The organism is Planctomycetota bacterium (genome assembly GCA_035384565.1).
Taxonomy (GTDB): domain Bacteria; phylum Planctomycetota; class PUPC01; order DSUN01; family DSUN01; genus DAOOIT01.
In genome coordinates this window covers 51,992-73,571 of the sequence record DAOOIT010000014.1, presented here as the reverse complement: position 1 = coordinate 73,571, position 21,580 = coordinate 51,992, and the positions used below count along the sequence as shown (strand labels likewise).

Here is a 21,580-nt window from a genome sequence, read left to right as displayed (position 1 = left end):
GCCCGGGAGCTCACAACGTGAACTCGTGGCCCAGGTAGCGTTGCTTGACGTCGGGGTGTTCGACGATCTCTTCGGGCGAGCCGTGCGCGAGGATGCGGCCCTGGTCAATGATGTAGGCGCGGTCGGTCACTCGGAGCGTGTCGCGCACGTTGTGGTCGGTGAGCAGGATGCTCATCCCCTTGGATCGGAGCTGGCGGATGATGTTCTGAATGTCGGTGATCTTCTTGGGGTCAATGCCCGAGAACGGCTCGTCGAGAAGGAACACCTGGGGGTTGGTGATGAGGGCGCGGGCGATCTCGAGGCGGCGCCGCTCGCCGCCCGAGAGGTTGCCGGCCATGTTGCCCGCCACCTTCACGAGGTCGAAATCCTGGAGAAGCTGGTCGAGGCGGCGAAGGCGGTCGGCGCGGCTGAGGGGCAGTGTCTCGAGGATGGCGAGCAGGTTGTTGCGGGCGGTGAGGCGTTGGAAGAGCGAGGGCTCCTGCGAGAGGTAGCCCATGCCCAGGCGCGCGCGGCGGTACATGGGAAGGCGGGTGATCTCCTGGCCGCGGAAGACCACTTTGCCCTCGTTGGGGTGGATCATGCCGATGGTCATGCGGAACGAGGTGGTCTTGCCGGCGCCGTTGGGGCCGAGGAGGCCGACGATCTCGCCGGTCTCGACCTCGAAGCTGGCCTTGTCTACCACGCGGCGTCCGCCGTAAGTCTTCACCAGGTCTTCGCAGTGCAGGAGGGGCATGGGAATCCTCGACTGGGGTGGGTCAGCGCACGAGCTTCATGCGGCCCAGGGGCCAGAGCACCAGGAACGCTTCCCCCACCAGATAGCTGCGCGGCACCTTCTCCCAGGCGCGGCTGTCGTTCGAGTTGACGCTGTTGTCGCCCAGGACGAAGTACTCGTCGGCGCCCAACTGGTACGGCGCGCGGACGGCGAAGGAATGGGGGTTGTCGGTGTAGTAGACGTCCACGTAGACGGCGGGATTGCGGAGCGTGAGCTCTGCCCCGGCGCACGCGAGTTGGATTCGGGCCTCGGTGGTGAAGGCGCCCCACTCGAAGACGTCGGCCGTTGGCTCGTACTCCTTGCGCACCACCTCGGTGTCGCCCACGCGCACGAGGAGCGAGCGGTCCACGTTGCACACCTGCACCAGGGTTGGTCGCTCCAAGGTGAAGCGGCACGGGGCGCCGACGGCGAAGAGGCGGCCGCTCCTTCGCACCTCCGGCACGCACGGCGCGGCGTCGAGGGCGAACGTCACTTCCCACTGGTCCATCAGCTTGCGCGGGCTGCCGTTGTAGGTCGAGGGCGACAGAATGTCCAGACCCACGCTCAATGCCCCCGCGGCACGGCGAGGGACGAGGAGGAACTCGACCATGATGTCGCTGGTGGGGATGTAGGGCAGCGACCTGCCGCTGCGGAGGGTGGTGCTCTCGGCGTCGTAGGCGGTGATCTCGCGCTCGTAGACCAGCTCGGCATCGGCGGAGTTCCCCCCGCAGTTCGCCGTGAAGTCGTTGTCGGCGAGCGTCCAGCCGTCTGTGCCGCGCCAGCTCCTGGCCTCGCCGGAGTGGGGGCATAGGCGCCAGAGGTCCTTCTGCACACGCCAGGGCTTGCGCGCGATGGCGCCGTTGATGTAGAGGTCGCCGTAGCGCACGCGCACGTTCTCGCCCGGCAGGCCGACCACGCGCTTGATGTAGTTTTTCGTCGTGTCCACGGGGTACTTGAAGACAGCGATCTCCCACCGGCGTGGGTCGCGGAAGTCGTAGGCGAACTTGTTGACGAGAATCTTGTCGCCGCTCCACGGGTCGCCGAGCAGGGTGGGCTCCATGGACTTGGTAGGGATCTTGAAGACCTCGAGCACGTAGTGGCGGATGACCATGGCCAGAATGAAGGCGATGGCGAGCGAGTCGGCCACCTCGCGCACCTGGCGGCGCAACGCGCGTGGATCGTTCGGCTTGTCGTCGTGCTTAGCCATAGCGGTGTTGCGGGCTCGCGTCCCTTAGGCCCCTTGGGTCCCCAGCAGTTGCAGAGCCGAGAGTGCCGAACCGATGGTGCCGGCGTGGCCCCCGAGTCGGCTCACGACGATCTTGCAGCGGCGGGCGCCCACCTTGAAACAGCGCTTCGCCACCTCCTTGCGCAGCGGCACGAGGAGCTGGCTGCCAGCCTTGGTCATGCCGCCGAACAATACGATCATGTCGGGGTTGAACGTGTTGATCAAGCTACCGATGGCCGTGGCCAGGTAGACGATGGTGTCGGCGACGATCTGCTTGGCGAGGCGGTCGCCCTTCCTGGCCACCTGGAAGATATGGCCGCACTTATCCTCCTTGGCGACGGCGGCCAGGTCGTGCTTGCCACCCTTAGCGAGCGAGCTGCGGGCGCCCTGGCGGAGGGCCTCGTGCGTGCGCTTGACGACGGCGGTCGCCGAGGCGTAGGCCTCCACGCAGCCGAGGGTGCCGCAGTTGCAGCGCCGCCCCGCATAGCAGATGGACACGTGGCCCAGCTCGGCGGCGATGTCGTCGGCCCCGTGCCAGACGCGCCCATGGAGCACGATGCCGCCGCCGATGCCGGTGCCGAGCGTGAGCATGATCATGCAGTCGAGGCCCTTGCCCGCGCCGGCCACGGCCTCGGCCAGCGCGGCGGCGTTGGCGTCGTTCTCGATGACGGTGGGCAAGTGTGTGCGCTTCTGGATCTCAGCGGCCAGGGGCAGGTTCACCCAGCCGGGCAGGTTGGGTGCCTCGTAGATGAGGCCCCTGGCGATGCTCAGCGGCCCGGGCGAGCCGATGCCGACGCCGGCAATCTGCGTGCGCGGCAGGCCTGACTGCTCGATCACGCGCTCGACGAGCAGGGCGATGCGGTCCAGCACGTGGTCGCGCCCCTTCTGGCCCTCGGTGGGGATGCTGTCGAAGCTCAGCACCTTGCCCTCGCGGGTCACCACGCCGCCCTTGATGTTCAACCCCCCCAGGTCAATCCCCACGAAATGCGTGCTCATGTCGGCCTCCTGCCTCTCCAGCAGCTCGGGGAGTCTTCGAGCCAGTGCGGCGATGGCGCGCCCGCGGTGGCTCACCGAGTTCTTGCGCTCCAGCGGAATCTCCGCAAACGTCATCCCGAGTTCGGGATAGAGGAACACAGGGTCGTAGCCAAAGCCGTCGCAGCCGCGCGGCTCCGAGAGGATGCGGCCCTCGCAGGCGCCCTCGACTTCGAGGAGCAGGCCATGGGGTGAGGCCAGAGCCAGGGCGCACACGAAGCGGGCGGTCCGCTGTGCGTCCTCGACGCCCCTCAACTCGTCGAGGAGCTTGGCCACCTTGTCAGCATCGGTGGCGTCAGGGCCGGCGTACCGGGCAGAGCGAACGCCGGGGCGCCCGCCCAGCGCGTCCACGCACAGGCCCGAGTCGTCGGCCAGCACCCAGGCGCCGAGCTGCCTCGCCAACGCGGTTGCCTTGAGGCGGGCGTTCTCGGCGAAAGTGCGGCCCGTCTCCTCGGGCGGCCGAGCCTGGGGGTAGTCGGCCAGGCCGCGCAACTCGATGGGCAGCCCGGCGAGCGCGGCGCGCGCTTCGCGCAGCTTGCCCGGATTGCTGCTGCCCAGCACGATCACGCGTCGGGCGCTGCTCATGCCCACGGCGTGCTCCGCCAGCGGAGAGCCTGGGTCTGCAACTCAAAGAGCCGTCGAATGCCACCCTTCGCCAGGTCCAGCATGCCGGCCAGTGCCGCCTCGCCGAATGCCCCGTGCTCGGCGGTGCCCTGGACCTCGATGAAGTCGCCCCGGTCGGTCATCACGATGTTCATGTCCACGTCGGCCGCGGCATCCTCTGCGTACGGCAGGTCGAGCACGGCCTGTCCGCCGACGAGGCCCACGCTGATCGCTGCGACCATGGCCGTGAGGGGCTCGGCGCGTGTGAGGTTCTGCCGCCGCATCCAGGCCACGGCGTCGGCGAGGGCGACGTAAGCGCCCGTGATGGCCGCGGTGCGGGTGCCGCCGTCGGCCTGGAGCACGTCGCAATCGAGCCAGATGGTGTGGCCGACGAATGCCTTGAGGTTGACGGCGGCGCGCATGGCGCGGCCGATCAGGCGGCGGATCTCCACACTGCGTCCGTCCACATTCGTGCCCGTCTCGCGCGGTTTGCGCGTGGGGGTGGAGCCGGGCAGCATGCCGTACTCGGCCGTGAGCCAGCCCTGGTCGCTGTTGAAGAGGAACTTCGGCACGCCCTGTTCGACCATGGCTGTGCAGAGCACCCGGGTCGCCCCCATCTCGATGAGCACCGAGCCGTGGGGCGAGGTGGTGTAACGGCGGCGAATCCTCACCGGCCTCAGTTCGTCAGGCCGGCGCCCGTCGGCTCGCGCGGTGCCCTTAGTTGCCAAGACGTGGCCTCTCAAGCGGTTGCCAGCAGCGCCCGCTCCAGGATGTCCATCCCGAGGTCAATCTCGGCCTCGGTGGCGGCCATGGAGGGGAGCATCCGCAGCACGGTGTCGTGAGTGCAGTTCAGGAGCAGGCCGTCGGCCATGCAGCGCTTGACGATGTCCGCGCCCGGCTTGGCCAGCTCGACGCCGATCATGCAGCCGAGCCCACGCACGTCGCGGATGAAACCGACCTTCTTCGCCGCGGCGTTCATGCGGCTCTTGATGCGGTCGCCGATGCGGACAGCGTTTTCGAGGAGCCCCTCCTCGCGGATGGCCTCGAAGGTGGCGATGCCGGCGGCGCAGGCGATCGGGTTGCCGCCGAAGGTCGAGGCGTGGGTGCCGGGCACGAGGCTCTTGGCAATGTGCGGCTTGGCCACCATGGCGCCGATGGCCAGCCCGCCGCCGAGGGCCTTGGCCAGACTCATGATATCGGGTTCGACGCCCCAGTTCTGGTGGCCGAACCACTTGCCCGTGCGGCCGACGCCGGTCTGCACTTCGTCGAAGAGCAGCAGGATGCCGCGCTCGTCGCACAGCCTGCGCAGGGCGGGCAGGTAGCCGTCCGAGGGCACGTTCACGCCGCCTTCGCCCTGGATCGGCTCGACCATGACGGCGCAGGTCTCTGCGTCAATGAGCTTGGCCACCACGTCGGCGTCGTTGTAGGGCACGTGCACGAAGCCCGGCGGCAGGGGGTAGAAGCCGGCGTGGTACTTGGGCTGCGCCGTGGCGGCCACCGTGGTGAGGGTGCGGCCGTGGAAGGAGTTGTAGGCGGTGATGACCTTGTAGCGCACGGGGTGCGAGCCGGCGGCCGCCTGATCGGCGGCATAGCGGCGGGCCAGCTTGATGGCCGCCTCGTTGGCCTCGGCGCCGCTGTTGCAGAAGAAGGTCTTGCCGCCGAAGGAGCAGGTGCCGATGAGTTCCGCCAGGCGGCCCTGCTCCTCGATATAGAACGGCACGTTGGCAACGTGCATGAGCTTGCCAACCTGCTCGCGGACCGCGGCCACCACGCGCGGATGGCAGTGCCCGATGCCGTTCACGCCCCAGCCGGGGAAGAGGTCGAGGTAACGCTTGCCATCGGCGTCCCACAGCCAGCTCCCCTTGCCGCGCACGGCGACGATGGGCGAACGGGCGTAGTTGGCGATAACGTGCTTCTCGAAGAGTGCAACGGTTTGTTGTGTGGTCATCAGCCTCTCGACCGGATGATCTCAGTGCCCACGCCCTTGTCGGTGAAGATCTCGAGCAGCAGGGCGTGCGGGATGCGGCCGTCGATCATGTGGGCTTTGCGGACTCCGGCCTCGACGGCGCGGATGCAGGCATCCACCTTGGGCAGCATGCCGCCCTCGATGACGCCCTCGCGCTCGAGCCGCTCCGCCTGGTCCTTGGTGAGGGTGGAGATCAGCGTGCTCTCGTCCTTGCGGTCGCGCAGGATGCCGGCCACGTCGCTCAGCAGCACGAGCTTCTCGGCCTTGAGGTCGGCGGCGACCTTCCAGGACGCCGTGTCGGCGTTGCAGTTGAGCACCTGGCCGTCGAGCGACACGGCGAGCGGGGCGATGACCGGGATGCAGCCGGCATCGAGCACGTCGTTGATGAGGGCCGTGCGCACCGAGAAGACGCGGCCCACGAGGCCCAGGTCCACGGGCGTGCCGTCCTCGGCCGTCTCGAGGAGCTTCTCGCCGAGGAGGGGCCGGCCGTGGCGCGAGTGGAGGCCCACGGCGCTGCCGCCGAGTTCCTCGATCTTCGCCACGAGCTGGGCGTTGACCTTGTTAATCAGCACCTCCTCCACGATGGCGAGGGCGGCCTCGTCGGTCACCCGCCGGCCGCGCACGAAGGTGGGCTGAAGCCCGCGCTCCTTCATCGCCTGGCTGATGAAGTGGCCGCCGCCATGCACCAGCACGGGGCGGACGCCCACGTGGCTCAGGAAGACCAGGCTGAAGAGGATATCGGCCAGGTCGCCCTGGGGATTCATGGCGGCTCCGCCGAACTTCACGACCATGGTGCGGCCGCGGAACTGCTGGAGATAGGGCAATGCCTCGATCAGCGCCGCCGCTTTGGCCTTGGCTCGTTCCACCGACTTTCCCTCGCGAAACGAAATGCTTGGAACTCACATTATAGGCAAGCGCGCTCCAAAGTCAATCGCCGAAGATGGCTGCGTGGGGTGGCTTGGTACGGTTGCGCGTGGTCGGCGGCCATGGACGCGCGGCCACCGTCTGGCGGGAATCAGGCCCTCTGTACGTGCAGCGGATGGCTGAGCGAGCGGCCCCGGCCGGGCCTACCAGGTCTTGTCCTCGTCGGCGTCCTTGGGCTTGCGCGCCACGGGGGTGAGCTTGCCGTTGACCCTCTGGATCACGACGAGCACGCGGCACTGGTGGCACTCGATCTCCTGGCCCTCCTTGACCGGCTCGGGCAGGTGCAGGTGGGCGTAGCATTCGGGGCAGACGACGGTCTTGCCGCCGTCGCGTATCATCTCCATTCGGAAGCTCCTGTTACAGTTCGTCCTGCTCCGCGACGGCGCGGCGGTGGCGGAAGGCCAGGACGTCGTTGGCCGCCGTTCCGACGATGAGGTACTGGCCATCGGACGTCAGGCTCATGGCGGTGATGGCCGAGCCCAGGTTGGGTGTCTCGGCGATGACGGCGCCCGCCTTGCTCAAGAGCACCGCCTTGCCCGTGAGCTCGGCGGCGGCGACCACCGAGCCGTCCACCGACGAGGCCACGAAGCGGAAGCCCTGCGACGCGCGGTGAGTCCACAGCGCCTTCCCGTTCTTGTCGTAGCAGGTCACCGTCCCGTCGAGGCAGGCGGCCAAGACCTCCTGGGTGTCGCCACGGAAGGCGACCGCTGTGATATAGCTGTCGGCCTGGTTGCGCCAGAGCACGGTGCCGCCGCTCACGCAGGCCACGACGCCGGTCCGGCTGCCCACGGCCACGGTTTGCTCCTCGCCCAGGCTGCTGGCGATGCAGGTCACGCGGTTCAGATCGGCCGATGCCCAGAGTTCCTGGCCCTTGGGGTCAAGGGCCACGGTGCCCAGTTCGCCGCCCGCCACGATCACGCCGGTCCGGAGCGCGATGTTCAGCGCATTGATGCAGCCGAGGCGCGACTGCCAGCCCTCCTTCTGCTCGTCGGCATCCTTCTCTCCGATTGCGAAGACCTTGTTGCCCTGGAGGTCGTAGCCGAGCACCTCGCCGCGCCGGGTGCCGGCCACGGTGAGGGTGCCGTCCGGCGTGATGGCGAGGGCCGTGTAGTCTGCCCTGTAATAGGTCTCCTCCATGCCCACCTCGAACTGGAGGCGGCCCTGGGCCGACACGAGACGCACCTCCGGGAAGCCGGCGAGGGCGGCCCAGACGCCGTCTACGCTGCGCGCGACGGCGCGGGTGCGGGTGACGCAGCGCCGGCGCCACAGTTCCTTGCCCATCGAGTTGAAGGAGAGGACCATGCCGTCGTAGAAGCCGACGGTTGCGTCGTTGCCCTGGATGGGCACGGCCGAGCAGACGGGCACGTCGGTGCCGCGGTGCTGCCAGCTCACGGCGAGCTGCTCGGCCCTGGGCGCACGCGGAGCCGCCCCGGCAACGGCCTCGGGGCGCGAGGGGGCGAGGGGCGTCCATGCCGTGGCCGGTGCGCCGCCGCGCGAGGCCGCCAGCAGGGCCTCGATGGCGCGGTCCACGCCCGCGGCGTCGGAGGCGGCGGCGACGACGACGGGCACCCCCGGCTCGAAGGCCGAGAGCGCGCTGGCGATGAGCGCGCCGCCGGGGCCGGGATAATCGGGGGTCACCGTGCGGGGCAGGACGCCCGAGTTGTGCACCCACTGGATGAGCGGATGGGTGGCGGCCTCGCCGAGCAGAATGGCGGGCTGCCGGATGTCTGGCGTCGGGGCATTGTCGGGCGCGGCGCTTACATAAGTTGCCGCCTGCTCCTTGGTGAGGGCGCGTGGCTTGGCCAGCGGGGCGGCGAGCTGCACCTCGGCGACCCGCTGCTGGGCGCGGAGCGCGGCGGCCAGGGTCTCGGCCTTCGCAAGTTCCTCTTCGGTGCCGGCGACGAGGAGCAGGGGCGCGCTCGAGCGCAGGAGGGCGTTCACCGCTTCCCCGTCATAGACGGCCAGGGGGCCGCGTCGGGTGGCCCAGGACGGCGCGCCGGCGCCCGTGCGGAACGTGGCGCTCGCGGTCTGCCCGCTGAGGAGTTCGCGCACGGTGACCGTCCAGCGGCCTGCCGCGCCGGTCTGGGGGAAGGGCAGGGTTTCCTGGTATCCGGCCGGCGTGTGGGCGCGGTAGAATCGCAGGCGCTCGATGCCAGCGGGGTCGGCGATGGTGATCTCGATCGGCACGGCCGCATTGAGGGGCTTGGCTCCGCCGAAGACCGAGCGCGCCTCGCCATGCACGGCCGCCGCCAGGCTGAGACCGTCGCGGCCGAGGCTGGCGCGGCTGATCCGCACCCCCTGGATGGCCTCGGGCAGGAGCGCGTAGATGCGAAGGGCTCCCGGCGGCAGGATGAGAGCCAGGGTGGGGTGCCCCTTCTCGCGCAAGGGGAAGAGGCGGCGGCCCTCGGTGGCCTCGTAGACCGTGTAGTTGCCTTCGCGGAAGGTGACCTTTGTTTGGGCCGCGGCCAGCTCCCACTTCAGCCCGCGGTAGAGGTCGGGCCGCTGGGTGTTGTTGACGAGGAGGATGTAGCGCCCCCCTCCGCAGCGTTGATCGCAGACGATGATGTCGGGATCGGCCGACGTGTAGTCGCGCTCGATGCACTGCTTGAGCTCGGTGCGCAACTGGCCGAGCAGAGGGTAGAGCAGCTTGGTGTGGACCGCGAGATCGCGGAGCGCCAGCGCGGGATCGGTCTTGCCGTCGCTGCCCGTGGTGCTGATCTCGGCGGCGTACGCGTTGAGGTCGGGGAACTCGATGCCGAGGGGCCGCGCACCCTGGATGGCCACTGTGGTGGTGCTGTCGGTGAGCACGGAGCCGCCGGCGGCGATGAACTGCTCGAGGCGCGCCTGGACCTCGGGCCGCAGGCGGTTGAGGCCGACCACCAGGATCACCTTGCAGCCCAGCTTGCCGCCGCTCAGCAGCTCCTCCTCGGCGAGAAACGTGGCCGGGAAGTGAGCCATCAGGCACGCATCGTAGGCGGAGATGAGAGTCCACGGATACGCGGGCGCGACGGGGTTCTTCACCGGGTCGCGGCCGATGCGATCAATGTGCTCGGTGACCGAGTAGAGGATGGCCACATCGTCCCGCGGCTTCTCGAGGGCGAGCAGGAAGTCGCCCAGTCGGGTCAGGAGCGTGTTTACGCTGCTGACGTTGGTCTGGACGTCCATCGCGGCGCCGCCGAGCGCGGGCCGGTCGAGGTGGTAGTCCAGGGTCTTCGGATACACCAGACCGTCCACCTTGCGGGCGACGGCCAGGAAGAGAGCCGTGCGCAGTTCATCCAGGTCCGCGTCGTCGGCGAGTTGCGGCATGTACCAGAGGGGCTTGCCGGGGTGGCCCAGCCGCTGGAGGTCCACCGCGATGGCCGGCATCATCATGCCGGCCGGTCCCGTGGGCGAAGCGGTGGTGGTGATAAGGGGCAGGCCGCGGGCCTGGAGCGGCGGATAGGCGCCGTCGGCGAGGTCCGTGGGCGAGTGGAGGAACGAGGTGGCCAGGGCGTGCGGGGCCGCCTCGCGCGCGGCGGACGACCAGGCGGCGAGCGCCTCGCCCAGGATGCCGGCGCGGAACATCAGGAAGGGGTACCACTCGTCCCACTTCTGCGAGCCTTGCTGCCAGGGGACGTCCTTGGCTCCGGTGAACTTCTTGTAGGCGGCAAGCTGGCTCGGCACGCCGAACGGCGTGGCCGCCTCGGTGGCGCCGACGCGGGGCAACAGGGACTCGTCTGTGAAGAGCAGGCCCGCGAAGTTGCGGAAGCGGCGCTCGGCCAGGAGGCGCTGGTGGACGCGGTGGACGGCGCCCTTCACCACCTCGGGGTCGGCCAACTCGCGCTCGGGCATCAGGTGGCCCTGGCGGCCGCCGCTCACGGCGCAGGCGTTCACCCATCGCAGGCCGGCGGCGGTGAGGAGATCGGCCGTGCGTACGAAGGGCGGCGCGGCCCAGCCGTGCTCCATCGGGCGGGCGTCGGGCAAGGCGCGCAGGCCGCGACTCGTGGCCGTGAACGCGGTGTCCATCGTCTGCGTGCCGTCCGAGCCCCAGCCGGAGCGGTCCTCGACCAAGACGGTGTTGAGACCGAGGAACCTGCTCCAGCGCGACGCATCCATCTCGCTGTTCGGGGGCTTCGGCAACCAGCCTGCCAGGGTAAAGTGAGTGGCGGGAACGGACGGGGCGATGACGAGGTCCTGGGCGTTCGACTTCTCCTCGCCCAGGCTGGCGCGCACTTTGTACGAGCCGGGCGCGAAACACGCGGTGTCAATGCCGTACGTCACCGAGTGGCGGCCCGCCGACAGCGGGCCGAGAGCATCGGTCGCCGTCCAGGACTCGCCCTGTGGGCCCATCATCGTCAGAGTCGCGGCCGCCATGGGAATATCGCCCTCGACCAGGGCGACGAGGGTGACCTCAGCCCGCTCGCCGGCGGCGTAGGTCTTGCGTAGTGAGGGCGAGACCAGGAACAGTCCGCCCTTGAGCACGCCCTTGGGCGGCTCGGGCGTGGGCGCCACGGGCTCCTTCGGAGGCTCGGGCTTGGGCGCGACCGGCTCCTTCGGCGGCTCGGGCTTGGGCGCCACGGGCTCCTTCGGCGGCTCGGGCTTGGGCGCCACGGGCTCCTTCGGAGGCTCGGGCTTGGGCGCCACGGGCTCCTTCGGAGGCTCGGGCTTGGGGGCGACCGGCTCCTTGGGCGGTTCGGGCTTGGGCGCCACGGGTTCCTTCGGAGGCTCGGGCGTGGGCGCCACGGGCTCCTTCGGAGGCTCGGGCTTGGGGGCGACCGGCTCTTTGGGTGGCTCGGGCGTGGGCGCCACGGGCTCCTTCGGAGGCTCGGGCTTGGGGGCGACCGGCTCTTTGGGTGGCTCGGGCGTGGGCGCCACGGGTTCCTTCGGAGGCTCCGGCTTGGGCGCGACCGGCTCTTTAGGCGGTTCGGGCTTGGGCGCCACGGGTTCCTTCAGAGGCTCGGGCTTGGGCGCGACGGGCTCCTTGGGCGGCTCGGCCATGGCGATGGTGGGTTCCTTGGGCGGCACGGGCGTGGGGGCTACGGCCTCCGCTGGCGGGTTGGCTTTGGCAAGATCGATGCCCTTGGCCCGCACGATTTCGGCCTCTACGACGGCCGGGTCGAGGGCCTCGGGGAATTGCCTCTGCTTGACGCAGTTGGACAGGCCGATGCCCAAGCAGATGGCGCACAGTGCAAGGCCTGCGGCTCTCTTCACCGTTGTCCCCCTATGTATCAGATGTTTCTACGCTTGCGCGGACAGGTGTTCGGGAAGAACGCACCCGCAGAAGTCTAGCGCACGCGCCGCGCTGCGTCAAGTCGGGGAGCCGGCCGCCCGCGCACACGCCTCGCGGAGCTTGCACAGGTAGTAGCGATAGTGGGCGAAGGCGATGTCGGGCGGGCAGGAGTGGTCGGTGTGGGGAATATAGCCGCCGTCGGCGATTGGGGGCGCCACACGGCGCAGCTCGGCGTCAATCGCGGCAGGGCCGCTGGCCAGCGCCCGCTTGTCAATCCCGCCCCAGAGCCGCAGCTCGCGGCCGTACTTCCGCCGCACCGCCACAACGTCCATACCAGCCTGAACCTCGAACGGATACAGGAAGTTCAGCCCCGCCTCCAGCCACACAGGGATGAGGGCGTCAACCTGTCCATCACTGTCCAGTCCGACATACTTCACGCCCTTCGACCTCACGAAGTCGAACACGCGGCGGTAGCGGGGCAGCATGAACCGCCGCACCATCGCGGGCGAGACCAGCGGGGCGTGGTTGTAGGCCATGTCCTCCCAGAGGCCGAAGGCATCGGGCGTGACGACGTCGAGCACCTGACCCATCAGGGCGATGACGAAGTCGGCGTTCGCATCCATCATCTCCTCGACGAATGCCGGGTCGTCGTAGAAGAGGGTGCAGAGGCGCTCGACGCCGACGAGGTTCCGCAGCGGCCCAAAGAACCCGCCCCAGCGGTCGGAGATGATGATGAGGGGCACGGGGCGGGCGCGCATTGCGGCCAGTTTCTCTCGCCAGTCGGGTCCGATGCGTGCAACGGGGTCGGGCCGCATCCGGTCGCGCCAGAAGCGGCGGAAATCGTCGCGGGTCTCGACGGGGAACTTGAGGAACTGCGGCATTGAGCTGTAGGGCTGGTCGCGCCGCTCCATCATCAGAATGCCCTCGTGGTTCACGTAGACCACGTGGCCGGCATCTTCGGAGACCACCTTTCGCTCGAAGGGCGGGTTGGGGAAGAACCAGTGGCCGACCCAGTGCCTCTGGTCGCAGATGGCCGCTGGATGGCGGTTGGGATCGAACCCCTCCGTCTTCCACCGCTCGACCGTCTCTGGCCACGCCCCCCAGTCCCAGAACGGCGCCCTGTCCACCGCCTGGTATTCCATGCACGCCCGGAATCGCTCAAGGTCGTTCATCTGTCTCGTCTCGGTGCTTGCCGAGTCTCCGTAGTGGCGAGTCCTTAGCGCGAAAGGAGGACCTTGACGCGGTTCTCGCCTTTGGCAAGGGGGATTTGTTTGAGGGTGAGGAGGTCGTGCTCGTCGGCAGTGGCGGCGCCTGAGGCGAGCTCCTTGCCGCTCTTGACTTCGGTGACGGTGTAGGCGAACCTGGCGCTGCTGGGGGTGCGGAACTTCTGGAGGCGGCGGGGGGTGAGGTCAACGGTGCAGGCGTCCTTGGGCGCTTTGTCGAGTAGGATGACGGTGAGTTCCCAGGCGTCGACGGTGTCCACGATGTCGTCCGTCCGCCAGCGGAGCCAGGCGTTGTAGGCGCCCTGCGGGTCGCCGTCGTAAGGGTCAACGATGACCTCGCGACGCTTCTTGGCGGCCACCTCGTCCTGCTGCTGCTTCTGCTCGGCCTCGAGCTGTTCCTTGGGTTTCGGCGTGGCGGTGCCGATGTTGTCGTCGAGCGAGCAGTTGGTGAAGGCGGGGAGGCTCTGGTCGGTGCGGACATCCTGGTCGAAGTTGGAGCCGATGATCGTGCGGGTGCCGTGTCCGCCGAGGCCCCAGTTGTAGATGTGTGGCCGCCGCGTCTCCTGGAGGGTGCGGGCGAACTGGACGGCTTGCGGCCAGCCGATGCCGCCGTCGTTCTTGCCGTTCGAGGCGATGATCAGCCCGGTTTCGGCCTTCGGATTCTGCTTCATCCACCACACGTCGCTGAAGTAGTCCCACGGCGAGGTCTTGCCGTCGGGCATGGTGATGGCGGGGTCGCGCCTCCCATAGCTGTTCTCATAAGAGCCCTTGAAGCCCGGGCTGAGCTCGGGCACGTGGATGCCCACCCATCCGATGGCCCAGGCGATGCGGTCGCCGTGGCGGATGGCGTACATGGGCGCGCCCGAGGCGCCCATCGAGTTGCCGGCGGTGAAGACGCGCGTGAGGTCGAGCCTCGGCCATAGAGCCCGCACCTTCTCGGGCGCCTCGGCGTGTTGCTTGGCCGCCCAGTCGAGGAAGGCGAACATGCGGTTCATCGTGAAGGGCTGCACGTGGCCGTCACCGAAGCTCTTGGCGGTCCCCCGCGATTCGTGGTAGCCGGTCCACCAGTCGTAGGGAATCTGGTTGGAGGCGATGAGCACTGCGCCTCTGTGGGCGTTGTACCACCAGCCGTAGCCGCCGTTGAGGCTCCCGCCCCAGCAGTGGAGGTGGAGGCCGACCGGCGCGGGGTCAACGCGGAACGAGTTATATTCGGCTTCGCCGCCAGGCCTCTCGGGCTTGGGCTGGAGGGGCAGGACGACCAGGTAGTCAATCGGGTTGTTCGGCACCGAGGAGTGCGGCCAGGCCTCCCAACGGGTGTAGATGAGGCGGGCCATCTTGCCGCGGCGGTACTGCCAGCCGTCCTTGGGGTCGGGCTCTTCGATCCATTGGAGGACTGGCTCGCCCTGGCCGACGACCTCCTCGACCGGCTCGGCGGCGGCCGCAAGCTGCGAGAAGTCCTCCTCGCCGTTGACGGCCACTGTCACTGCGTAGAAGGCTTTGCCCGCCTCGGCAGGGTTATGCGCGTAGACGCCGGTGCCCCAGGCCAGCGGCTCGCCGAGGTCGGACACACGGTAGAGCACTGGCGGCTTCCGCCCCGTCTCATCCTGGTGATAGGTCGCGTTCCAGCACGAGAAGAAGCCGCACTCGCCGACCAGTCTGGCCTTGGCAATGGTCTCGGGCGTGATCTTCTCGGCGCTCCGCCAGATGCGGAGCGCAAGGCCGGGGTGCTTCTTGGCGAAGTCGCCAGTGAACGCCTTCACGTCGGCGCCGGTCTTGAACTCGGGGATGGGCTCCACCCTTGGCTCGCTGAAGGTGATGAGCGTCTGGCCCTTGCGGTGGACCGCCTGCACGCCTGTCGCGGCGGGGATCGCCTCAGTCCTGGGCCTGCCACCGACGTAGGAGACTTCGAGGTGCGAGACGCCGGCCGCGGTGGAGACGATCTTGAGCGTCAGCGGCTTGCCCGCCTTGTGCGCGGCCTGGACGGCTTCCAGCGCGTCGAGCCCCGCGAAGCGGGGCGCGACGAACTGTAGGCGGGGCGCTTCTGCCCCGCGAATCGTCTCGCCTTCGATGTGAACATTGGTTTGCGCCAGCGAGCGTTGTGTGAAGCCGGTGACCAGCCTCAGCACCAGCTCGGCGCGGAAGATGGTCGCGTCGCGGGGTACGCTCGAAATGTCCACTGTCAACAGGCCAGCCTTGATGTCAGGCTGGAACGTTGCGGTGCATGCGGCCCCGAGCGCGGCGTGAATCGAGGCGAACGCGATCGCAGCGGCCACGGGCAGACGACCGAACGCTTTCATGGGCCTTCTCCTCGGCTCCGTATGGCGAAAGGCAACGACAGCCAGTATAATCGCTCGGGCGCGTTTTTCCAGCAGGCAAGCACGGAGACACGGGGATGGCTGAGAAGCTCGGGGTCGGCATCTACGGCGCCAACGGACACCAGATTCACCGCCTGTTGGCGAACCACCCCTGGGCGCGACTCGTCGCCACGGCGGCATTTCCGCCCGAGGTCCTCACGTTCGGAGAGAAAGAAGACCTCGCGATCCGCCACTATGTGTCCCTGGACCAGTTGATCGAGGACGAGGAGGTCGAACTCATCTCGCTCTGTTCGCCGCGGCGGCGCGACCAGGCCGCGGATGCCCTCCGCTGCATGGAGGCGGGCAAGCACGTCTACGCCGAGAAGCCCTGCGCGATGGCCGAGGAGGACCTCGACGCCCTCATCGCTGCCGTATCGGCCACGGGCCAACGGTTCCACGAGATGGCCGGCACGGCTTTTGAGCAGCCGTATCTGGCCATGCGCCAACTTGTGGCCGCGGGGACCATCGGCACCGTCGTCCAGGTCTTCGCCCAGAAGTCCTATCCGTACCACGACGGCCGGCCGCAGGACGAGGATGTGGATGGCGGGATCATCGGGCAGGCGAGCATCCACGCCCTGCGCTTCGTCGAGCACGTGGCGGGGCAACGGATCGCCGAGATTCAAGGAGTCGAGACCACGCTTGGCAATCCGGTGGCCGGCGGCGGCCTGCGAATAGCTGCGGCCCTCATGATGACTCTCGCGAACGGCGGCGTCGCGAGCGTGATCGCCAACTACCTGAACCCCAAGGGCTTCGGGCGGTGGGGGAATGAGCACCTGCGGGTTTTCGGCACCAAGGGCTTCGTCGAGGCCACCGATGGCGGCGCGCACACACGGCTCGTGGTCGGCGACGAGGACCGCGGCCCCATCAACACCGACGCCCCTGGCAAGGACTACTTCGACTTCTACGTCGAGTCGTTGCTTAACCTGGGTCGAATGCCGTTGCCGCTGGAGGAGGAACTGCATCCGACTCGAATGGCGATCCGGGCGAAGCGGAGTGCAGCCGCTTGGCGACTGAATCCATAAACCTAGTGCTAGTGGTCGGTTGTGTCTCGAGCAGAAAACGCGTCAGGATGCTCTGTACGGGGCTCCGGACGGTCCGCGCGACCAGGGAGACCTTCGGGCGGTCCGCGGTCATGCTGTTTCGCCACAAGCGTAGTATCGAATGATACTTGTGGCGATCGGGATGATGCTCTTGTGAAATAACGAGCGAGGCGGAAATCGCATTCTACGACAGGGGCCTCGCCCGGGTCGGGGGCGACTCAGGCTTGGTCGTAGCCCTTCAACCCGCGATACCAGATGTTGCGATAGCGCACTAGGTCGCCGTGGTCCTGAAGCACCAGAGGCCCGACCGGGGGATGAGGTGTGTACGACGCCGTCTGGCGATGACGTGTCGGGCCTTGAAGCTCAGTGGCGTGGTGTACGACGATGCCGTTGTGGAACACAGTGACGCGCGCCGGGCCGAGCAGCCTGTCGCCATCGAAGCGCGGCGCGACCCACACGATGTCATAGGTCTGCCACTCGCCGGGCCTTCGGCAGGCGTTGACGAGCGGCGGATACTGGCCGTAGATTGCCGCCGTCGTGCCGTCGGGGTAGGTGGGGTTGTCGTAGCAGTCCAGCACCTGAATCTCATAGAGGCCCATCAGGAAGACGCCGCTGTTGCCGCGGCCCTGGCTCTCGCCCTTTACCACGGTGGGCGCCGCCCACTCGAGGTGGAGCTGACAATCGCCGAACTCGGCCTTCGTGCGAATGTTGCCCGTCTTGGGCACGACCTCCATGTAGCCGCTCTCGAGCTTCCACCTCGCGGGCGAGCCGTCCATCGAAGCCCACTTGTCGAGCGTGGTGCCGTCGAAGAGCAGGACGGCGTCGGAGGGCGCCAGGCCCGGGCGCTCTTGTGTGCTGGCGGTGCCGGGACTGATGATGCGGGGTTGAGGGCGGTTGCCGTCGTGAACCCGGTAGTTGGTGCCCGGGATAAAGGGGGTGTCGCTGTAACCCAGGTTCTTCTGCTCCGGCGCCATCTGTGGCTCCTTTCGCGTTCGAGTGAAGGCCAGCCCGAGAGGTGTGGATATCGTAGTGGGACCCGGCGGCGGTGTCAAGGCGGGTTGGAGTCTCGAGGCGCGCCCCAGGAACTCAGGCGGCGGGCAAGCGGGCGGGTGGCCGGATAGAGGCCCGCGAAGAGGCGGAAGAGATAGTCGTAGGAGGCCGTTCGGGAGGCGTGGGGCTCGATCAGGCGGACGCGGTTCGCGGCGCGGGCGGCGCGGGCCGCCGCCGCGAAGGATTCGCACAAGCCGGCGCCCACGGCGGCGAGGAGCGCCGCGCCCAGCGCACTCGTCTCCTGGAACTCGAGGACTGCCAGGCGCTTGCCGAGCACGTCGGCCTTGATCTGGTTCCATAGCGGGTTGCGGGTGCCGCCGCCAACGGAGCGAATCTCGGCGAGGGGGGAGCCGAGCACGGTTTCGAGGCATGCGACGACCTGGCGCAGAGCGAACGCCGTGCCCTCGAGCACCGAGCGGGCGAGGTCGGCGCGCGTCGTGGCAGTTGAGAGGCCGAAGAACGAGCCGCGAGCCTTGGGGTCCCAGATGGGCGTGCGTTCGCCCTGGAGGTACGGCAGATAGAGCAGGCCCCCAGCGCCAGGGGGAGCCTGCTGTGCGAGCTCGGTGAGCGAGCGGAGCCCTTCGGCTCCCGGTTGGCCGAGAAGCTCCCGGCAGAACCACTCGACGGAGACCCCGCTCGACGTCGTGGTGCCGATCGGCAGCCACAATCCGCGCGGGATGTAGGCGGAGTTCACCCAGCGTCGGTCGGGCGTCGGCGCGCAGGTGGGCACGGCCACGCAGTCGGTTGAGCCGGCGACATAGATGACCGTGCCTGGCTCGGCGGCGCCGGCGCCCAGGGCCGAGGCGGGCACGTCGCCGCAGCCGCAAACGACGGGCGTGCCAGGGTTGAGCCCCGTCTCTCGCGCCGCGGTCCGGGTGACGGTGCCGATGACTTCGTCCGCTCCGGCCACGCGCGGCAGGCGGTCGGCCGCTATGGCGAGCCGCTCGCACAGCGCCTCGTTCCAGCGCCAGGGGTCACGAATGTCCACGAGCCCTGAGAGCGCCACCTGGGTAGGGTCGGTGCAGAACTCTCCCGTCAGGCGCGCCGTGATGGCCGTGTTGGCGAAGCCGAGCGAGTGGGCGCGGTGCCACGCGTCGGGCGCCTCCTCGCACAGCCAGAGGAGGCTTGTGGCGGCGCAGGTGCCGGGGGTTAGCACGTTCCCGATGGTGGCCTCGTATTCCTGCCTGGGCACCAGTGCGGCGATTGCCTCGGCTTGGGCGCAACTACGCCGGTCGCAGTAGAGCAGGGCGGGGTGCAGGGCGCGGCCATCGGCGTCCAGAGGGGCCACGCAGGGGAAGAGCACGCTCACGCCCACCGCCGCAATGTCGGCCGGCGACGCCTTTGCCTCGGCACAGGCCTGATGCAGCGAGGCGATCACCCCCTGCCACCAGCGCTCGGGGTCGCACTGCACCCAGCCAGGGCGGGGGCTGTCGTTGGCGTGAGCCGCGCGGCCAAGGCCCAGCAGGTGACCGGATGCATCGGCGACCCCCACCTTGACCCCCGACGTGCCAATATCCAGGCCGGCGAGCAACTGTGCCACGGCGGTTCAGACCTCTTCTTCCGTGATCGCGATCTTCCAGACCCCCTCGGCATGGCTCTGAAGCATCCTGATCCCGTCCTCGACGCGGTCCAGGGGCAGACGATGGCTGATGATCGGCTTCACGGTCACCTTGCCCTGGCTGAGGAGCCGAAGTGCGGCCTTGTGGTCCCAGCAGAAGCCGAGCGTGCCCAGCACGGTCAGTTCGTCGAGGGTCACGCTCGTGAGGTCGAAGGCGTCGGTCTTGTTCCCCGACCACCCGATGAGCAGGATCGTGCCGCCGCGCCGCACGAGGCCCACCGTGGCGGCGAGGGTCTCGGGCTTCCCCACGGCCTCGATGACGACATCGGCCCCGATGCCGCCCGTGAGTTCCTTCACCCGGGCCTTCACATCTTCCTTCAGCGGGTCGAGCGCGTGGTGGACGCCCAGGTCCTTCGCCACCTTTCGCTTGAAGGCGGCGGGGTCGGCGATGAGCACCTCCGCGCCCTTGTTGAGGCAGTGCTGCATCGCCAGCACGCCGATGGTGCCACAGCCCAGGATCGTCACGAAACTGCCCAGCCGCGGGTTCGCCCGCTCGACCCCGTGGAGCGAGCCCGACACAGGCTCGGCAATGGCCGCCTCGGCAAACGACAGGTTCGCAGGCTTCGGGTGGAGGAAAAACGACTCGGCGATCACGAACTCCGCCAGCGACCCGGGCACCTGGTGTCCCGTGATCTTCAGGTCAACGCACAGGTTATACTGGCCTCGGAGGCAGGCGGGACAGGTCTTGCACGTGAAGAACGGCTCCACGACCACCGGGTCGCCCGGCTTCCAGCGGGTCTCGCCGGGGCCAACCTCGGCGACGACGCCCGAGCACTCGTGGCCCAGGATAATCGGCCACTTGATCATCGGGTGGTGGCCCGTGTAGCCGTCCACGTCCGAGCCGCACAGGCCCGTGGCCTTCACCGCCACCAGCACCTCACCGCGCTTCGGCGTGGGCCGAGGCACGTCCTCGATTGCTATGGTCTCTCTGGCCTTGCACACGGCGGCTTTCATTGTCGGCATGGGCAGCTCCTTCGCTGGCAGAGGGTGCTGCCCATTATAGCGGCTGAGTGGTGCGTGTAAAGGCCGCGCAGCCTTCGAGGGGCGCGTAGGACCGATAGGACGCGTCTGGCCTCAGGGCGTCCCGAAGGCATGCGTCCTATCTGTCCTATCGGTCCTATCCCTCCTATTGCAGCCCCTTCAGTTCCTCAGCGCGCACAGGTCGCCCCGGCCCACGCCACGCTCGAGGTCAACGCGCGTGTAGGTCCAGTACTCGACGTGGCTGTCGAAGAAGAGCACGCCCATCCCGCCATTGTTGCGCTCGCCGTGGTGAATCGGCCCCTCGGTGTCGTCGCAGGCCATCGGTTCGTTGGGGGGAAAGTCGTCGCGGATGGCGAGCCTGGAGGTCGCGTAAGCAGCGCCCTTGCTCTGCTTGGTGGCCAGGTAGATGCCCACACTCACGTCGCCCATCGCGGCGTAGCTCACGGCATCGGGGGCGAGCGGCTTGCCGCCCGGGCACCCGTTGCTGCCCAGCTTCACGCCCATCTCGTTGTCGTCGGGCGAGCCGGGGCAGAGGAAGACGCCCGGGTCAAGGATTACCCGAGTCCAGTAGAGCGTTGCCAGCCACTCTGCGCCGCCGAAGCTGGGCCTCTCCACAGTGCCGCACCCTGGCCGACCGGCCGGCCACGGATAGAAGCGGTTGTCGCCGAACTCGTTCAGATACGTCGCCATGCCTTTCGCGAGTTGGTTGAGGTTGTTTCGGCAGCGGTGGCCGGGGCCGCGGCGCTCGCTCTCCCTCGAGCGCCGGAGCGCCGGAAGCACCATGCCCGCGAGGAGCGCAAGGACGCCCACGACGATGAGAACGTGGGACAACCTGATGCCAGAGGATGTAGCCATCGGATGCCCTCCAGGTGTTGCGGAACTGGTCAGTTCATGAGCATGCACAACTCGCCCTGTCCGACCCCGCGCTCGAGGTCCACCTTGGCGTTGGTCCAACACTCCACGTGGCTGTCGAAGAACAGGACTGACATCGAGCCGTTGCCTCTCCTGCCGTGGTTGATGGGAGGCTGCGTGTCATCGGACGCCATTGGCTCGTTGGGCGAGAAGTCGTCCTTGATCGGGAGCTTCGAGGTCGCGTAGGCGGCGCCCTTGCCCTGCTTCGAGGCGAGGTAGATGCCCACGCTCCGGTCGCCCATTGCCGCATAGCTGACGGCGCCCGGCGCGAGCGGGTTGCCGCCTGGGCAGCCGTTGCTGCCCATCAGGATGCCCCCCTCGTTCGTGTCGGGCGAACTTGGGCAGAGGTTGACGCCCGGGTCGGGGATGATGCGGGTCCAGTAGAGCGCGGCCAGCCACTCGGCGCCGCCGAAGTCAGGCGACTCGGCGGTGCCGCAGCCCGCGTAGCCGGCCGGCCAGGGATAGAAACGGTTGTCGCCGCACTCGTTGAGATAGGTGGCCATTCCCTTCGCCAATTGGTTGAGGTTTCCTCTGCACCGAATGCGCCGGGCCTCCTCCCGCGCCCTGCCCATCGCCCGGTCGCAAGCGGGCACGAGCAACGTGCCCACGAGCGCGAAGAGCCCGATGGCGATGAGGAGATCGGACAACTTGGTCCCAGACGGTGTTGCCATGTGGCTACCCTCCAACAGGGG

At 68.5% G+C, this 21,580-nt stretch carries 16 protein-coding genes; 1 reads left to right on the top strand and 15 read right to left on the bottom strand.

Annotation, left to right across the window (positions count from 1 at the left end; translation table 11 throughout):
- Positions 1-10: 10 nt before the first annotated feature.
- The 10 genes from lptB to PLE19_07360 all read right to left on the bottom strand — a co-directional run bounded on the left by lptB (position 11) and on the right by PLE19_07360 (position 15,230).
- Positions 11-733: an LPS export ABC transporter ATP-binding protein gene (lptB, locus tag PLE19_07405; GenBank protein ID HPD14758.1), complete on the bottom strand. Its 723-nt coding sequence runs from the start codon at positions 731-733 to the stop codon at positions 11-13.
- A 22-nt stretch (positions 734-755) separates the two neighbouring features.
- The gene (gene lepB, locus PLE19_07400; GenBank protein HPD14757.1) at positions 756-1,958 is read right to left on the bottom strand and encodes a signal peptidase I; all 1,203 of its coding nucleotides are present in this window, start codon (positions 1,956-1,958) and stop codon (positions 756-758) included.
- A gap of 24 nt (positions 1,959-1,982) precedes the next feature.
- Entirely contained in the window at positions 1,983-3,593 is a 1,611-nt protein-coding gene (locus PLE19_07395) for an XTP/dITP diphosphatase (protein ID HPD14756.1), read from the bottom strand.
- Positions 3,590-4,339 carry a ribonuclease PH gene (gene rph, locus PLE19_07390; protein ID HPD14755.1) on the bottom strand — a complete coding sequence of 250 codons (750 nt, stop codon included), beginning with the start codon at positions 4,337-4,339 and terminating at the stop codon, positions 3,590-3,592. Before rph ends, PLE19_07395 begins: the two co-directional genes overlap by 4 nt.
- A gap of 11 nt (positions 4,340-4,350) precedes the next feature.
- Complete coding sequence (locus PLE19_07385) at positions 4,351-5,559, bottom strand: aspartate aminotransferase family protein (GenBank protein ID HPD14754.1); 1,209 nt, start codon at positions 5,557-5,559, stop codon at positions 4,351-4,353.
- The gene (gene argB, locus PLE19_07380) at positions 5,559-6,443 is read right to left on the bottom strand and encodes an acetylglutamate kinase (GenBank protein HPD14753.1); all 885 of its coding nucleotides are present in this window, start codon (positions 6,441-6,443) and stop codon (positions 5,559-5,561) included. Before argB ends, PLE19_07385 begins: the two co-directional genes overlap by 1 nt.
- A gap of 201 nt (positions 6,444-6,644) precedes the next feature.
- A complete protein-coding gene (locus PLE19_07375; GenBank protein ID HPD14752.1) occupies positions 6,645-6,845 on the bottom strand; it encodes a hypothetical protein in 201 nt (66 codons plus the stop codon).
- 13 nt (positions 6,846-6,858) lie between these two features.
- The gene (locus PLE19_07370; protein HPD14751.1) at positions 6,859-11,691 is read right to left on the bottom strand and encodes a hypothetical protein; all 4,833 of its coding nucleotides are present in this window, start codon (positions 11,689-11,691) and stop codon (positions 6,859-6,861) included.
- Positions 11,692-11,787: 96 nt separating this feature from the next.
- On the bottom strand, positions 11,788-12,882 hold the full coding sequence (locus tag PLE19_07365) for a uroporphyrinogen decarboxylase family protein (GenBank protein HPD14750.1): 1,095 nt from the start codon (positions 12,880-12,882) through the stop codon (positions 11,788-11,790).
- Between the two features lie 44 nt (positions 12,883-12,926).
- Positions 12,927-15,230 (bottom strand): hypothetical protein, encoded by a 2,304-nt coding sequence (locus PLE19_07360; protein HPD14749.1) that lies wholly within the window; start codon positions 15,228-15,230, stop codon positions 12,927-12,929.
- 95 nt (positions 15,231-15,325) lie between these two features.
- Here PLE19_07360 and PLE19_07355 point away from each other — a divergent pair, with 95 nt between their 5' ends.
- A complete protein-coding gene (locus tag PLE19_07355) occupies positions 15,326-16,309 on the top strand; it encodes a Gfo/Idh/MocA family oxidoreductase (protein ID HPD14748.1) in 984 nt (327 codons plus the stop codon).
- A gap of 236 nt (positions 16,310-16,545) precedes the next feature.
- Here the strand turns inward: PLE19_07355 and PLE19_07350 are convergent, their stop codons facing one another.
- The 5 genes from PLE19_07350 to PLE19_07330 all read right to left on the bottom strand — a co-directional run bounded on the left by PLE19_07350 (position 16,546) and on the right by PLE19_07330 (position 21,559).
- A complete protein-coding gene (locus PLE19_07350; GenBank protein ID HPD14747.1) occupies positions 16,546-17,301 on the bottom strand; it encodes a DUF1080 domain-containing protein in 756 nt (251 codons plus the stop codon).
- A gap of 74 nt (positions 17,302-17,375) precedes the next feature.
- The gene (locus tag PLE19_07345) at positions 17,376-18,917 is read right to left on the bottom strand and encodes an FGGY family carbohydrate kinase (GenBank protein HPD14746.1); all 1,542 of its coding nucleotides are present in this window, start codon (positions 18,915-18,917) and stop codon (positions 17,376-17,378) included.
- Between the two features lie 6 nt (positions 18,918-18,923).
- On the bottom strand, positions 18,924-19,958 hold the full coding sequence (locus PLE19_07340; protein ID HPD14745.1) for an alcohol dehydrogenase catalytic domain-containing protein: 1,035 nt from the start codon (positions 19,956-19,958) through the stop codon (positions 18,924-18,926).
- Positions 19,959-20,135: 177 nt separating this feature from the next.
- Positions 20,136-20,831, bottom strand: a complete 696-nt coding sequence (locus PLE19_07335; protein HPD14744.1) for a hypothetical protein — start codon at positions 20,829-20,831, stop codon at positions 20,136-20,138.
- A gap of 29 nt (positions 20,832-20,860) precedes the next feature.
- On the bottom strand, positions 20,861-21,559 hold the full coding sequence (locus PLE19_07330; protein HPD14743.1) for a hypothetical protein: 699 nt from the start codon (positions 21,557-21,559) through the stop codon (positions 20,861-20,863).
- Between the last annotated feature and the right edge of the window lie 21 nt (positions 21,560-21,580).